Origin of the sequence: Streptomyces parvulus (genome assembly GCF_014648855.1) — a bacterium.
In the GTDB taxonomy this organism is placed as follows: domain Bacteria; phylum Actinomycetota; class Actinomycetes; order Streptomycetales; family Streptomycetaceae; genus Streptomyces; species Streptomyces parvulus.
On the sequence record NZ_BMRX01000001.1, the window covers coordinates 524763 to 538755 of the forward strand.

The following is a 13993-nucleotide window of genomic DNA, read 5'->3' on the forward strand; positions in this document are numbered from 1 at the left end:
CGGGGCAGCCCGCACTGATCGATCACCCGGGAGTAGTGACATACCGCGCGGTATGTGCGCAGAATCAGCGCAACCCTTACCGCCGCGTAGGCAATGTCGCCCCGGGAGGACACCGTGCTGAGCACGATGCAGGACGTACCGCTGCTGATATCGAGGATCCTGACCCACGGGTCGACGATCCACGGCAGCTCGCAGGTGACCACCTGGACCGGTGAGGACGAGCCGCACCGCCGCTCCTTCGCCGAGATCGGCGCCCGCGCCGCCCAGCTCGCGCACGCCCTGCGCGAGGACCTCGCGGTCGGCGACGACGAACGGGTCGCGACGCTCGCCTGGAACAACGCGGAGCATGTCGAGGCCTACTTCGCGATCCCCTCCATGGGCGCGGTCCTCCACACCCTCAATCTGCGCCTCCCGCCCGAGCAGCTGGCCTGGATCGTGAACCACGCGGCCGACCGCGTCGTGATCGCCAACGGTTCCCTGCTGCCGCTGCTCGCCCCGCTGCTCCCGCACCTGAAGACGGTCGAGCACGTCGTCGTCACCGGCCCCGGCGACCGCTCCCTGCTGGAGGGGGCCTCCGCCCATGTGCACGAGTACGAGGACCTGATCGCGGGGAAGCCGGCCACCTACGACTGGCCCGAGCTGGACGAGCGGGCGGCCGCCGCCATGTGCTACACCTCCGGCACCACCGGCGACCCCAAGGGCGTGGTCTACAGCCACCGCTCCATCTACCTGCACTCCATGCAGGTCAACATGGCCCAGTCGATGGGCCTGACCGACGAGGACACCTCGCTGGTCGTGGTCCCGCAGTTCCACGTCAACGCCTGGGGACTGCCGCACGCCACCTTCATGACCGGCGTGAACATGCTGATGCCGGACCGCTTCCTCCAGCCCGCCCCGCTCGCCGCGATGATCGAGAGCGAGCGGCCGACGCACGCCGCCGCGGTCCCCACCATCTGGCAGGGTCTCCTCGCGGAACTGACGGCCAAGCCCCGGGACGTCTCCTCCCTCACCCAGGTCACCATCGGCGGCTCCGCCTGTCCCCCCTCCCTGATGGAGGCCTTCGACTCGCTCGGCATGCGGGTCTGCCACGCCTGGGGCATGACGGAGACCTCCCCGCTCGGCACCGTCGCCCGGCCGCCGGCCCACGCGATCGGTACGGCCGAGGAGTTCGCGTACCGGCTCACCCAGGGCCGTTTCCCGGCCGGCGTCGAGGCCCGCCTCACCGGCCCCGGCGGCGAGCGGCTGCCCTGGGACGGCGAGTCCGCCGGGGAGCTGGAGGTGCGCGGCAACTGGATCGCCGGCGCCTACTACAACGGGCCGGGAGCCGATCCGCTGCGCCCCGACGACAAGTTCAGCGAGGACGGCTGGCTGAAGACGGGCGACGTCGGCACCATCTCCCCGGACGGCTTCCTCACCCTCACCGACCGGGCCAAGGACGTCATCAAGTCCGGCGGCGAGTGGATCTCCTCCGTCGAGCTGGAGAACGCCCTGATGTCCCACCCGGAGGTCGCCGAGGCCGCCGTCGTCGCCGTCCCCGACGACAAGTGGGGCGAGCGTCCGCTGGCCACCGTCGTCCTCAAGGAGGGCGCGAGCGTCGGCTTCGAGGAGCTGCGCGCCTTCCTCGCCGAGGACGGCAAGATCGCCAAGTGGCAGCTGCCGGAGCGCTGGACGGTGATCGAGACGGTGCCGAAGACGAGCGTCGGCAAGTTCGACAAGAAGGTGCTGCGCAGGCAGTACGCCGAGGGCGGGCTGGACGTCACCCGCCTCTGACCGAGTCCGGCCGGGGAGGCGGACCGACGGTGCGGGACCGTACCCGTACCGTCGGCCGTCGGCGTCCGGGACGCCTGGGACGCCTGGGCGTCAGTTGGTCCCGATCCGGGACAGCAGCTCGACGATCCGGCCCTGCACCTCGCCGCTGGTGGAGCGCTCGGCCAGGAACAGCACGGTCTCGCCCGAGGCCAGCCGCGGCAGGTCGGCCTGGTCGACGGCGGCGGTGTAGACGACCAGCGGGGTGCGGTTGAGCTGCCCGTTCGCGCGCAGCCAGCCGACGATCCCGGCGGAGCCCTCCTGGCGCCGCTGCACCTGCATCAGGTCCATCACCACCAGGTTCGGCCGGAACTGCCCGGCCAGCGCCACCGCGTCGGCGTCGCTCGCCGCCCGCGCCACCTGCATCCCGCGCCGCTCCAGCGTCGAGGTCAGCGCCAGCGCGATCTCCGCGTGCTCCTCGATCAGCAGGACGCGCGGCGGGTGCTGCTCGGTGTCCCGGGGCGCGAGGGCCTTCAGCAGTACGGCCGGATCGGCGCCGTAGGCGGCGTCCCGCGAGGCCTGTCCGAGGCCGGCCGTGACCAGCACCGGCACCTCGGCGGCCACCGCGGCCTGCCGCAGCGACTGGAGCGCGGTACGGGTGATCGGCCCGGTCAGCGGGTCCACGAACAGCGCGGCCGGGAACGCCGCGATCTGCGCGTCGACCTCCTCGCGCGAGTGCACGATCACCGGACGGTAGCCGCGGTCGCTGAGCGCCTGCTGCGTGGAGACGTCCGGGGCGGGCCACACCAGCAGCCGGCGCGGGTTGTCCAGCGGCTCCGGCGGCAGTTCGTCGTCCATCGGCTGCGGACGCGGCGGATCCGCCACCTCCACGGCACCGCCGGGCCCGTCCAGCGGCTCGGGCCCCTCGGCGGCGTCCTTGTCGGGCGCCCCTATGGCGTACGAGCGTCCGGCGCCCTCGGAGGCGGGAGCGAGCCGCTGCTGTCCGCCGCCCAGGGAGGGCTGCTCCTGACCCTGCGGCTGCGGCTGCGGCTGCGGCTGCTGCTTCGGCTGCGGGGCGGCGGCCGGCTGCTCGGTCGCCGGGTGCGGGCGGGCCGGCTGGTCCCCGCGCGGGTCGGGCGGCGTACCCAGCTTGCGGCGCCGCCCGGAGGTGGCCGCCTGGGGCGGTGCGGGGGTCGCCGACGGCTGCTGCACCTGCACCGCCTGCCGGTTGAACGGCACGCCCTGGCCGAGCGTCCGGACGCTGATCGAACGCCCCTGGGTCGCGTTCGGGTCGGCGGGCGCGGACGCCTCGGCCGGCAGCGGCTGGGCGGCGCGGGGCGCGGGCGCGTTCTCGGGCGGCAGCGGGGTGCCCTGGCTCGGCGTGGAGTGGGGGACGCCCCGCGGGGGCGTCGAGGCCGGGCCGGGAGCACCGGCGCCCTCGCCCTGGGGCGGGGTGGCGGGCCAGGGCTGCGGGGCCTCGGGCGCGGCCGGGACACCGGGTACGGCCTGCGCGGGCGGCGTGGCCTGCGCCTGTCCGCCCTGCGGCGGGGCCTCCTCCGCGGCCCGTGCGGCCCCGGCCCGGCGGCGCCGTCCCGTGGGCGCCTCGGCCGGGTGCGGCTGCGGCGGCGTGTGGTCCTCGGCCTGGTCGTGCGGTACGGCGTCGTGGCGGCCCTCGTCGACCGGGGCGTCGCCGAGGGCGGCCGGGCCGGGCAGCGGGGCGGCCTGGGGCTGCGCCGCGGCCTGCGCCTGAGCCTGGGACGGTGCCGCGGCCTGCGCCTGCGCCTGCGCCTGCGCCTGCGCCTGCGGTTGGGCCGGGCTCGGTGCGGGTGCCTGGGCCCGCGCGGGGACCGGGCCCCGGGCGTGGGCGGCCGCCGGAGCACTCTGCGCCGGGACCTGGCCCGCCACCGTGCCGTCGGCCGGGCGGTCCGCGTCGGCGGGCGGCAGCGCGAACACCTGGCGCGGCGCCGCCTCCTGCGCGGCGGCCCGCTCGTTCGCGGAGGCCAGGGCGCGGCGGCGGCGCCCCGTGGGCCGGTCGGCGTCCGGCGGGTCGGACTCCCCGGCCTGCGCGGGCAGCGCCGGCGGCAGCGCCTGCTGCTCGGCGCCGTCCTGCCGGGCGAGGCCCCCGGCGGGCGCGGGCACACCCTGCGGCGGTACGGCGGTGCCGCCCAGGCCGGTGTTGGAGGCCGCGGACCCGCCCCGGTTCTCGCCGGCCATGACGACGGCGCCCTCGGCCACCCCGGCCCGCGCTCCCGGCGGCAGCTCCGCGGCACCGGCACCCGCGTCCTCGGCGGGCCGGCCGCGCCGGCGCCCCGTACCGCCGGACCCCTCGCCCGACCCTGCCTGCGCGGGCACCGCGAGCGCCGCCGGGGACTGGGCGCCCGGCGCCTGGGCGGCGTACGCCTGCCCGGCCTGCTGCGGTGCGCCCTGCTGCGGTGCACCCTGCTCCAACGCGGCCTGTTCCTGCGGCTGGGCCGCGCGCCGCCTGCGTCGCCCGGTGGGCGCGGTGCCCTCGGTCGCGGGCGGGCCCTGCTCCTCGCCGCCCCCGGACTCGCTCTCCAGGAACGCGTCGACGGAGGACGCCGCGCGCCGGGCCCGGCGCCGCCCGCCCCCGGCGGCCGGCTCACGGACGGCGAGCGCGTTGTCGGCACCCGCGGCACCCACGGCCCCGGCGTCCTCGCCGCCCGCCCCGACCGGATCCGGCACCGGTACCGGCGCCGGAACGGCCCCGGCGCCGCCGCCGATCGGCACCTCCAGCACGTAGGCGCTGCCGCTCATGCCCGGCACCTCGTGCGTCTGGAGCACGCCGCCGTGCGCCCGCACGATCCCGCGCACGATCGGCTCGTGCACCGGGTCTCCCCCGGCGTACGGCCCGCGCACCTCGATGCGGACGACCGAACCGCGCTGCGCCGCCGCGACCACGACCGTGTTGTCCAGGTAGCCGCCGGTCGCCGACACGGGCGAGTTGCCGGTGGCGTCGACGCCCGCGACGTCCGCGACGAGGTGGGCCAGCGCGGTCGCCAGCAGCCGGACGTCGACCTCGGCCTCGATGGGCGGCGCGTGCACCGCGAACTGCACCCGCCCGGGACCGATCAGCTCCACGGCACCGTCGACACCGGCGGCGACGACGGCGTCGAGCATCACCTTGGTGCGGACGACCTGTTCGCCGCCGACGTCGAGGCGCTGGTAGCCGAGGACGTTGTCGATGAGCGTGGTGATGCGGGAGTAGCCGGCCGAGAGGTGGTGCAGCACCTGGTTCGCCTCGGGCCACAGCTGCCCCGCGTCGTCGGAGGCCAGCGCGGCCAGCTCCCGGCGCAGCTCGTCCAGCGGGCCGCGCAGGGAGCCGCCGAGGAGGGTGAGCAGCTGCTCGTGCCGGGCGGCGATCGCCTCGTACCGGTCCTTCTCCCGCTCGCCCAGCGCGGCGTAGCGGTCGGCGTGCACGGCGGTCTCCTCCGCGTGCTTCTCGCGCAGCTCCTCCAGCTCGGCGGCGTGCTCCCGGCGCAGCGCGGTCAGCTCGGCGGCGTGCTCCTCGGCGAGCCGCTCCAGCTCCTCGGCGTGCCGCTGCTCCGCCTCCTCGTGCTCCTGGACGAGCGCGTCGTACGGACGCCGGTCGGTGAAGGTCATCACGGCGCCGACCAGCTGGTCGCCGTCGCGCACGGGCGCGGTCGTCAGGTCGACCGGCAGCTGGTCGCCGTTCTTGGCGAACACCACCTGCCCGCGCACCCGGTGCTTGCGCCCGGAGCGCAGGGTGTCGGCCAGCGGCGACTCGTCGTACGGGAAGGGCGAGCCGTCGGCCCGCGAGTGCAGGACGAGGGTGTGCAGCTCGCGGCCGCCGAGTTCACCGGCGCGGTAGCCCAGTATCTGGGCGGCGGCCGGGTTGACGAGGACGATGCGGCCGTCGGTGTCGGTGCCCACGACGCCCTCGGAGGCGGCCCGCAGGATCATCTCGGTCTGGCGCTGCGAACGGGCCAGTTCGGCCTCGGTGTCGACGGTGCCGGAGAGGTCGCGGACGACGAGCATCAGCAGTTCGTCGCCGGTGTAGCCGTAGGTGTCGTAGGCCTGCTGGCCGGTCTCCAGGTTGGCGCTGGTGACCTCGACGGGGAACTCCGAGCCGTCGGTGCGCCGCGCCGTCATCCGGGTGGGCTTGGTCCGCGCCCGGGGGTCGACGTGGTCGGGGCGCCGCATGGAGCCGGGGATGAGGCGCGAGTCGAACTGCGGGAGCAGGTCCAGCAGTCCGCGGCCCACCAGCGCGGTGCCCGGAGTCTCGAAGGCCTCCAGGGCGATGGTGTTCGCGTTGACCACGGTGCCGTTGGCGTTGACCAGGACCAACGCGTCGGGCAGCGCGTCCAGTATGGCTGCGAGGCGAGCAGCGCCTCGGGATGGCCTGCTGCTCACGAGACGCTTCCCTCCTGTTACCGCACTTGCCGACCGCCTGGGCCATCTTGCCAACCGGCCCCCAGGGTGTCACGCGAGGGAGTCTAAGGGTTGGGCCCCGGCGGGCGGCGTGGGATGCGACGGAGGTCGCACGAGGAAGTGACGTAGAACGTGTGAGCGGCGCCCGCCGGGCGCCCGCCCGGCACCTCGCCCCGCGCCCTCTACGACCGTCCCCGCGCCCCCACCTCGGGCAGCAGCGGCACCATGCGGTCCCAGCGGGAGATCTCGCAGCCGTCGCGCCGGTCGTACGTCACGTCGACCGGGCGTCCGGCCCAGACGCCGGTGACGTGCGCGGTGGCCGGGCCGCCGTACTGCATGGTGCAGACGCTGCCCTCCGGGACCGGGGCGAAGGCGTCCTGCCCCCACCGGGTGTCGCGCTCGACGGCGGCGCAGGCGCCCTCGGGGTCGGGGTGGGTGCCCCCGCCCGGGTTGCAGTACAGCTCGAACGTCCCGTCGGCGCCCGCGCCGGCGTCCCGGACGGTGACGGTCAGGTGATCACCCGCCGGGACCGAAACGGTACTGGCACCGGCACCGGCACCGGCACCGGTGGCCGCGGCCGGGTGGGCCGCGGAGAGGGAGGCGAGGGACGCGAGGGACACGGCGGCAGCGCCGAGGAGGCGGGCGGCGGGGGTGCGGGAGACCTGGAACATGCCCTGCCCAACGCGCGGGCGCGCCGGACGTTGCGCGGCGGGTCCCCGGGGGCCGCCGTAAGGCTTTGCCCCGCGGCCCGCGCGCCTAGTACCGTGGGGGTCGATTGGTGACAGCGCGCTCAACTGTGTCATCATCGGCACGCACCGCTCGCGCTCGCCCGCGAGACGGTGATGTTGTCTGGAGGCGTCGCCTAGTCCGGTCTATGGCGCCGCACTGCTAATGCGGTTTGGGTCTTAAAGCCCATCGAGGGTTCAAATCCCTCCGCCTCCGCACCGATCACCGAAGCCCCGGCCCACTCGGCCGGGGCTTCGCTGTTCGTCCGGCGCCGCGCATCCCGGCCGAGGGCTGTTTTCCCAGCTCACAAGGGGTGGGGCTAACGGATTTCACATGGCGGCGGCAGTCATGTAATGTTCTTCCTGTCGCCGCGAGCGGGCCGGAAGGGCCGGGAGCGGCGGCAAAACTGAAGAAGACAAGCACTCGTAGCTTAACGGATAGAGCATCTGACTACGGATCAGAAGGTTGCAGGTTCGAATCCTGCCGAGTGCACATCTCGCGAAGGCCCCGTCGAAGACCGACGGGGCCTTCGCTGTTTGCCGTCGGCGTGATGGTCATTCACAACTTTGTCTAGGGTGTGCGCATGTTGCGCGTACGCATCTTCTTCATATCCGACCGGCCGAGCCTCGACGGAGGCACCCGGTGAACAAGCCGCTGAGGGCCGTGGCGATCTTCTGCGGGCTGCTGGTGCTCGGTCTGCTGATCCGGGCGAACTGGCTGCAGTACGTCCGGGCCCCGGAGCTCGCCTCCGACGACAAGAACCGGCGCGTCCAGATCGAGCAGTTCGCCACCCCGCGCGGCGACATCGTCGTCGGCGGCCGGGCCGTCACCGGGTCCGCGGAGGTGAAGGGCACCGACCTCAAGTACAAGCGGACCTACCTCGACGGGCCGATGTACGCGCCGGTGACGGGATTCGCGTCGCAGGCCCAGGGCATGACGCTGCTGGAGAAGACCTACGACGGCATCCTCACCGGCAAGGACGACCGGCTGGCCTTCCAGCGGTTCGCCGACGTCGTCAGCGGTGAGGGCCGGCGGGCCGGATCGGTGGTCACCACCATCGATCCGAAGGCGCAGAAGGCCGCCTGGGACGGGCTGACCGACCTCAAGGGCGCCCGCGGTGCCGTGGTCGCGCTGGATCCGCAGACCGGGAAGGTGCTGGCGCTGGTCTCGGCGCCTTCCTACGACCCCTCGAAGTTCGCGGGCAGCACCTTCAAGGAGTCCGACCGCTTCGTGGCGCTGGACAAGCAGAAGAACAAGCCGCTGGCCAACCGCGCGCTGCGCGAGACCTACCCGCCCGGCTCGACCTTCAAGATCCTCACCGCGGCCGCCGCCCTGGAGCACGGGATCGTCTCGGACGTCGACGCCCGCACGGACGCCGCCTCCCCCTACCAGCTGCCGCAGGCCAGCAACAAGATCGGCAGCGAGGCCGGCGACGCGGTCTGCGACAAGGCCTCGATGAAGACCGCCATGCAGTACTCCTGCAACAACGTCTTCCTGGACGCCGCCTCCAAGGTGGGGCAGGACAAGATGCGCGAGACGGCGCAGAAGTTCGGGTTCAACGAGAACGTCTACTCCGAGGAGTTCGGCGACCTGCTCGCCGCCAAGAGCCTCTACCCGGAGGACCTCGACGCCCCGGGCACCGCGCTCACCGGCATGGGCCAGGGCAGCCTGACCAGCACGCCGATGCAGATGGCCATGGTCACCGCCGGGCTCGCCAACGACGGCAAGGTGATGCAGCCGTACATCGTCGACGAGGTCAAGGGACCGGACCTCGGCACGCTGGAGAAGACCGAGCCGAAGGTGATGAGCGAGGCCGTCTCCGCCGAGACCGCGCAGAAGGTCCAGGAGATGATGGAGTTCACCGCCAAGGAGGGCAGCGCCCGCCGCGCCCAGATCGACGGGATCACGGTCGGCGGCAAGACCGGTACCGCGCAGCGCGGTGTGAACGTCAACGACGAGGTGCCGTACGGCTGGTTCGTCTCCTACGGCAAGAAGCAGGACGGGTCCTCCGTGGCGGTCGCCGTCTTCATCGACCCGACCGACATGGACATCTCCCGTGAGGACATCTCCGGTGGCGGTCTGGGCGCGCCGATCGCCAAGAGCGTCATGAAGGCGGTCCTCCAGCAGTGACGCCGGGGGCGGCCGCGGGCCGGGCCTGGGTGGCGTCGTACGCCTCGCGGGCCCGCTCGACCGCCGCCATCCGCCGCTGCGTCCACAGCGCCAGGTCCCTGACCTGCTCGGCGGCCTCGCGGCCGAGGGCGGTCAGGGAGTAGTCGACGCGGGGCGGGATGACGGGCTTGGCGTCCCGGTGGACCAGGCCGTCGCGCTCCAGCGTCCGCAGGGTCTGGGCCAGCATCTTCTCGCTGACGCTGCCGATCTCCCGGCGCAGTTCGCTGAACCGGTAGGGGCGCTCCAGCAGCGCGATCAGGGCCAGGGTGCCCCAGCGGCTGGTGACGTGCTCCATGACCAGGCGCTCGGGGCACAGCGGGTCGATGTCTGCCATGTCCATACGGTACGTCCGGGCGGGGGCCGCCCGGGGACGGGCGAGGGGCGGGGGCGGCGGGCGGTCGCCCCTCCCCCCCGGGGGTTCCCTCCGCAGGTGCCCGTCCGGAGGCGGCTCGGCGCCGGTGAGCGCCGGCCGCCGTGGCTCCGCTCCGGTCACCGGCCGTTGTCAGTGGTGGCCCGTAGTCTCGACGGCGATGGCACAGGCATGGAAGTGCGCGGGGCTGCGCTGGTCGGCCGAGGGCCCGGTGCTGAGGTGGGCCGGGGGGCGGAGTAGTGCCCTGGCACGGGGGAGACGGGTGGCCTTCGCGGTCGCCGAGGGGGGTGTGCGGACATGCGTGGGAGCACGGGGGAACGCGTGCCCGCTCCGGGCCGCCGTGCCGGGACGGAGCACGGGGGCGCGGTGCGAGGAGTGCGCCCGGCTGGACCGGGCGCACTCGGTGGCCGCCGACACGATCGCGGACGATCCGCAGCCCTACCGCGTCTACCTGGCCTGGTTCGGGCCCGGCCTGGTCAAGGTGGGCATCACCGCGCGGGCGCGGGGCGCGGCCCGGCTGCTGGAGCAGGGCGCCGTCTGCTTCAGCTGGCTGGGGTGCGGGCCGCTGATGGCCGCGCGGCGGACCGAGGAGCTGCTGCGCGCGGCGCTCGGCGTCCCGGACCGGATTCCGTACGCCCACAAGCGGGCGGTGCGCGCCGCGCTGCCCGGCGACCAGGCGGAGCGGACGGCCGAGATCGCGGAGCTGCACGCGCGGGCGGTGGCGCTGGGCGGCTGGCCGGAGTCGCTGACGCCCGAGCCGTTCGAGGGTGTGGACCACGCGGACGTCTTCGGGATCGGGGATCCGGACCGCTTCCCGGCCGCCGTGGGAGAGGTGGCCGAGCTGGTGGCGGGCGGGGAGATCGGGGGCGGGCTGGTCGCGGCGGCCGGACCGGACCTGCACCTCGCGACGGAGCGCGGGGTCGTCGTCCTGGACACCCGGCTGATGACGGGCTGGGAGCTGGTCGCCGCCGGCGGAGACCCCTGCGCGGTGCCGGTGCGGGGGTTCCGGGAGGCGGCCGGGGTGCAGGACGGGCTGTTCTGATCGTTCTGAGGCGCCCTGGGGCCGAGCGCGCCGGGGACGACGAGGGCGGCCGGATGCGGGCGGATTGTTGCGAGGCGGCCGGTGTCCCGGGGCGTGCAGGGACAAGGGGTGGCTCTGGAACGCCGCTGATGTGAAGGAGGACCCCGGACGGGGCTGTCCCGGGCCCTCCTTGTGCGGCGGCGCACGGAGGCGTACAGGGGCGAAGGGGCGCGCCAGACCGGCCGGTCCGAGACCCCCTTGTCCCGGGGCGGGCCGGGCGCGATCGTGGCCCCATGAGTGATCACGAGGCCGGGCAGGTCCGGCGGTTCTGGGAGGGGCTCGGACTGCCCGGGCTGGTCGACGTGCACACGCACTTCATGCCCGAGCGGGTCCTGGCCAAGGTCTGGGCCTACTTCGACGACCTCGGCCCGCTGACCGGCGGCTTCGAGTGGCCGATCACCTACCGCCACGAGGAGGACGAACGCGCGGCGCTGCTGCGGGCGTTCGGCGTCCGCGCCTTCACGGCCATGCTGTACCCGCACAAGGCGGGGATGGCCGAGTGGCTGAACGGCTGGGCGCTGGACTTCGCCCGCCGCACGCCCGACTGCCTGCACACCTCCACCCTCTTCCCCGAGCCGGGCGTCGAGACGTACGTCCGCCGGGCCGTCGAGTCGGGGGCGCGCGTCTTCAAGGCGCACGTGCAGGTGGGGGCGTACGACCCGGCCGACGAACTGCTCGACCCGGCCTGGGGCGTGCTGGCCGAGGCGGGCGTCCCGGTCGTCATCCACTGCGGGTCGGGGCCGGCGCCGGGCAAGCACACCGGTCCCGAGCCGATCGCCCGGGTCCTGGCCAGGCACCCCCGGCTGCGGCTGATCGTCGCGCACCTCGGGATGCCCGAGTACGAGGACTTCCTGGACCTCGCCGAGCGGTACGGCGAGGTGCGGCTGGACACGACCATGGCCTTCACCGACTTCAGCGAACGCCTCGCGCCCTTTCCCCGCCGGGCGCTGCCGAGGCTGGCGGACCTCGGCGACCGGATCCTGCTCGGCTCGGACTTCCCCAACATCCCGTACCCCTACCTGCACCAGCTGCTCGCCCTGGAGCGGCTGGACCTGGGGGACGCGTGGCTGCGGGGGGTGTGCCACGACAACGCGGCGCGGCTGTTCGGCCTGGCGGGGGGCTGAGGCACCCCGGGGTTTCTCAGAGAATTCACAGCTTGGGGCAAGGGCGTTCTCAGAGCGCCCCGACATCGTCTCCGGTATGACCACGACCTCGCCCCAGGGGCGCACCGAACTGCTGAGGCCGGACGGGAGCCCCGTCCGGGTGCTTGTGGTGGACGACGAGCAGTCCATCACCGAACTGCTCTCCATGGCCCTGCGCTACGAGGGCTGGCAGATCCGCAGCGCCGGTGACGGCCACGGCGCCGTCCAGTCCGCGCGGGACTTTCGCCCCGACGCCGTCGTCCTGGACATGATGCTGCCCGACATGGACGGGCTGAGCGTGCTCGGGCGGCTGCGCCGCGACCTGCCGGACGTGCCGGTGCTGTTCCTGACCGCCAAGGACGCGGTCGAGGACCGTATCGCCGGGCTCACCGCGGGCGGGGACGACTACGTCACCAAGCCCTTCAGCCTGGAGGAGGTCGTCGCCCGGCTGCGCGGCCTCATCCGGCGCGCGGGCGCCGCCGACCGCCGCTCCGAGTCCGTCCTCGTCGTCGGCGACCTCACCCTGGACGAGGACAGCCACGAGGTCACCCGCGGCGGCGACGGGATCCACCTCACCGCCACCGAGTTCGAGCTGCTGCGCTTCCTGATGCGCAACCCGCGGCGGGTGCTGAGCAAGGCGCAGATCCTGGACCGCGTGTGGTCGTACGACTTCGGCGGTCAGGCCAACGTCGTCGAGCTGTACATCTCCTACCTGCGGCGGAAGATCGACGCCGGGCGCGAGCCCATGATCCACACCAGGCGCGGAGCCGGTTACCTCATCAAGCCCGCCGCGTGAGCGGGTGGCGACGACCGCGGCCGCGGACCCTGCGGACGCGGCTCGTCGTCGCGTCGGTGGCGCTGATCGCCGTGGTCTGCGCGGTGATCGGGACCGTGACGACGCTGGCGCTGCGCTCCCATCTGTACGAGCAGCTGGACGGGCAGGTGGCCGAGGTCGCGATGCGCGTGTCGGGGTTCCGGCCGCCCGGTGAGCCCCGGACCGGCGGGGTCCCGCAGCGGATGGATCTCGCCGAGTTCGTCACCCGCGGACCGCAGCCCCGCGGCACGATCGTCGCCGAGGTGCTCGACGGTGCCGTCGTCGACGCCAAGTACGGCGAGGAGGACGACGGGAGCACCGACCTCAGCGGCCTCACCCCGGTCTCCCTCAGCGGGACGGAGCGGGACGCGATCGCCGCCGTCCCCCGCGACGGGAAGAAGCACACCGTCGAGATCCCCGGCCTCGGCGACTACCGGGTCCAGTACCGCGAGGGCTACTACGCCGCCCTGCCCACCTCCGGCGTCGACGGCACCATCGGCACCCTGGTCCTCGTCGAGGCCAGTGTCACCGCCGCCGGTCTCGTCGCCGCCTCCCTCGCCGGGACCGTCCTCGTCGGCGTCGCCACCCGCCCCCTGCGCCGGGTCGCGTCGACCGCCACCCGGGTCGCCGAACTCCCCCTGCACGCGGGCGAGGTGAACCTCGACGAACGCGTCCCGGAGTCCGAGTGCGACCCGCACACCGAGGTCGGCCGGGTCGGCGCCGCGCTCAACCGGATGCTGGACCACGTGCACGGGGCGCTGCACGCACGGCAGGAGAGCGAGACGCGGGTCCGGCGGTTCGTCGCGGACGCCAGTCACGAGCTGCGCACCCCGCTGTCGTCGATCCGCGGGTATGCCGAACTCACCCGCAGGGGAGGCGAGGAGGTCGGCCCCGACACCCGGCACGCCCTCGGCCGCATCGAGTCCGAGGCCGGGCGGATGACCCTGCTGGTCGAGGACCTGCTGCTGCTGGCCCGCCTGGACGCCGGACGCCCCCTGCGGATCGAGCCGACCGACCTCGTGCCGCTGGTCGTGGACGCGGTCGGCGACGCCCGCGCGGCGGGGCTCGGCCACAACTGGCGGCTCGACCTGCCCGACGTGCCCGCTCCGGTGCCAGCGGACGCCGCCCGCCTCCAGCAGGTGCTGGTCAACCTGCTGGGCAACGCCCGCAGCCACACCCCGCCCGGCACCACCGTCACCGCGCGGGTGCGGGCGGTCGGCGCGTGGCTGTGCGTGGACGTCGAGGACGACGGGCCGGGGATCCCCGCGGAGTTGCTGCCGCACGTCTTCGAGCGGTTCGCGCGGGGCGACTCGGCGCGCTCCCGGGCCACCGGCTCCACGGGGCTCGGGCTCGCCATCGTGCACGCGGTGACGACCGCGCACCGCGGCGACGTGACGGTCTCGTCCGCGCCGGGGCGAACGGTGTTCACGGTGCGCCTGCCCGCCGGTCACGGCCGGCCGGACACGCGCGCGCACTCACAGGCACGCCACAGCCTCACCACACGGGCGCGACAGGGGGGTTGAGAAGAGTCGGTC

General features: G+C 74.3%; 9 protein-coding genes and 2 tRNA genes. 8 read left to right on the top strand and 3 right to left on the bottom strand.

Annotated features, from left to right (window positions below):
- The first annotated feature begins 93 nt into the window (after nt 1-93).
- Nucleotides 94-1770: a long-chain fatty acid--CoA ligase gene (locus tag IE108_RS02465; protein WP_064728730.1), complete on the top strand. Its 1677-nt coding sequence runs from the start codon at nt 94-96 to the stop codon at nt 1768-1770.
- Between the two features lie 90 nt (nt 1771-1860).
- Here the strand turns inward: IE108_RS02465 and IE108_RS02470 are convergent, their stop codons facing one another.
- Both IE108_RS02470 and IE108_RS02475 read right to left on the bottom strand, forming a co-directional pair.
- Entirely contained in the window at nt 1861-6138 is a 4278-nt protein-coding gene (locus IE108_RS02470) for a PAS domain-containing protein (RefSeq protein WP_107420218.1), read from the bottom strand.
- Between the two features lie 200 nt (nt 6139-6338).
- Nucleotides 6339-6827: an SSI family serine proteinase inhibitor gene (locus IE108_RS02475; RefSeq protein ID WP_064728729.1), complete on the bottom strand. Its 489-nt coding sequence runs from the start codon at nt 6825-6827 to the stop codon at nt 6339-6341.
- 180 nt (nt 6828-7007) lie between these two features.
- Here IE108_RS02475 and IE108_RS02480 point away from each other — a divergent pair.
- The 3 genes from IE108_RS02480 (at nt 7008) to IE108_RS02490 (ending at nt 9012) form a co-directional block, all read left to right on the top strand.
- Nucleotides 7008-7098 (top strand) — tRNA-Ser (locus tag IE108_RS02480).
- A 203-nt stretch (nt 7099-7301) separates the two neighbouring features.
- Nucleotides 7302-7374 (top strand) — tRNA-Arg (locus tag IE108_RS02485).
- 150 nt (nt 7375-7524) lie between these two features.
- Nucleotides 7525-9012: a peptidoglycan D,D-transpeptidase FtsI family protein gene (locus IE108_RS02490; RefSeq protein ID WP_064728728.1), complete on the top strand. Its 1488-nt coding sequence runs from the start codon at nt 7525-7527 to the stop codon at nt 9010-9012.
- On the opposite strand, the gene IE108_RS02495 is transcribed toward IE108_RS02490, so the two are convergent.
- The gene (locus IE108_RS02495; RefSeq protein WP_064728727.1) at nt 8987-9391 is read right to left on the bottom strand and encodes a winged helix-turn-helix transcriptional regulator; all 405 of its coding nucleotides are present in this window, start codon (nt 9389-9391) and stop codon (nt 8987-8989) included. The two genes, IE108_RS02490 and IE108_RS02495, sit on opposite strands and share 26 nt — an antisense overlap.
- A gap of 190 nt (nt 9392-9581) precedes the next feature.
- Between IE108_RS02495 and IE108_RS02500 the strand changes: the two genes are divergently transcribed.
- From IE108_RS02500 to IE108_RS02515, 4 genes are all read left to right on the top strand, one after another.
- A complete protein-coding gene (locus IE108_RS02500) occupies nt 9582-10463 on the top strand; it encodes a DUF2797 domain-containing protein (RefSeq protein ID WP_079163574.1) in 882 nt (293 codons plus the stop codon).
- A 272-nt stretch (nt 10464-10735) separates the two neighbouring features.
- Nucleotides 10736-11626, top strand: a complete 891-nt coding sequence (locus IE108_RS02505; protein ID WP_064728725.1) for an amidohydrolase family protein — start codon at nt 10736-10738, stop codon at nt 11624-11626.
- 76 nt (nt 11627-11702) lie between these two features.
- Nucleotides 11703-12440, top strand: coding sequence for a response regulator transcription factor (locus IE108_RS02510; RefSeq protein ID WP_064728724.1), 738 nt, complete (start codon nt 11703-11705; stop codon nt 12438-12440).
- Nucleotides 12437-13981, top strand: a complete 1545-nt coding sequence (locus tag IE108_RS02515; RefSeq protein WP_064728723.1) for a sensor histidine kinase — start codon at nt 12437-12439, stop codon at nt 13979-13981. The genes IE108_RS02510 and IE108_RS02515 overlap by 4 nt, the downstream gene beginning before the upstream one ends.
- The last annotated feature ends 12 nt before the right edge of the window (nt 13982-13993 follow it).

Excerpts from the sequence above, each read along its gene's own strand:
- IE108_RS02465 (WP_064728730.1), top strand. The coding sequence starts at position 94 with ATGTCGCCCCGGGAGGACACCGTGCTGAGCACGATGCAGGACGTACCG.
- IE108_RS02475 (WP_064728729.1), bottom strand. The coding sequence starts at position 6,827 with ATGTTCCAGGTCTCCCGCACCCCCGCCGCCCGCCTCCTCGGCGCTGCC.
- IE108_RS02500 (WP_079163574.1), top strand. The coding sequence starts at position 9,582 with ATGGCACAGGCATGGAAGTGCGCGGGGCTGCGCTGGTCGGCCGAGGGC.
- IE108_RS02495 (WP_064728727.1), bottom strand. The coding sequence starts at position 9,391 with ATGGACATGGCAGACATCGACCCGCTGTGCCCCGAGCGCCTGGTCATG.
- IE108_RS02505 (WP_064728725.1), top strand. The coding sequence starts at position 10,736 with ATGAGTGATCACGAGGCCGGGCAGGTCCGGCGGTTCTGGGAGGGGCTC.
- IE108_RS02510 (WP_064728724.1), top strand. The coding sequence starts at position 11,703 with ATGACCACGACCTCGCCCCAGGGGCGCACCGAACTGCTGAGGCCGGAC.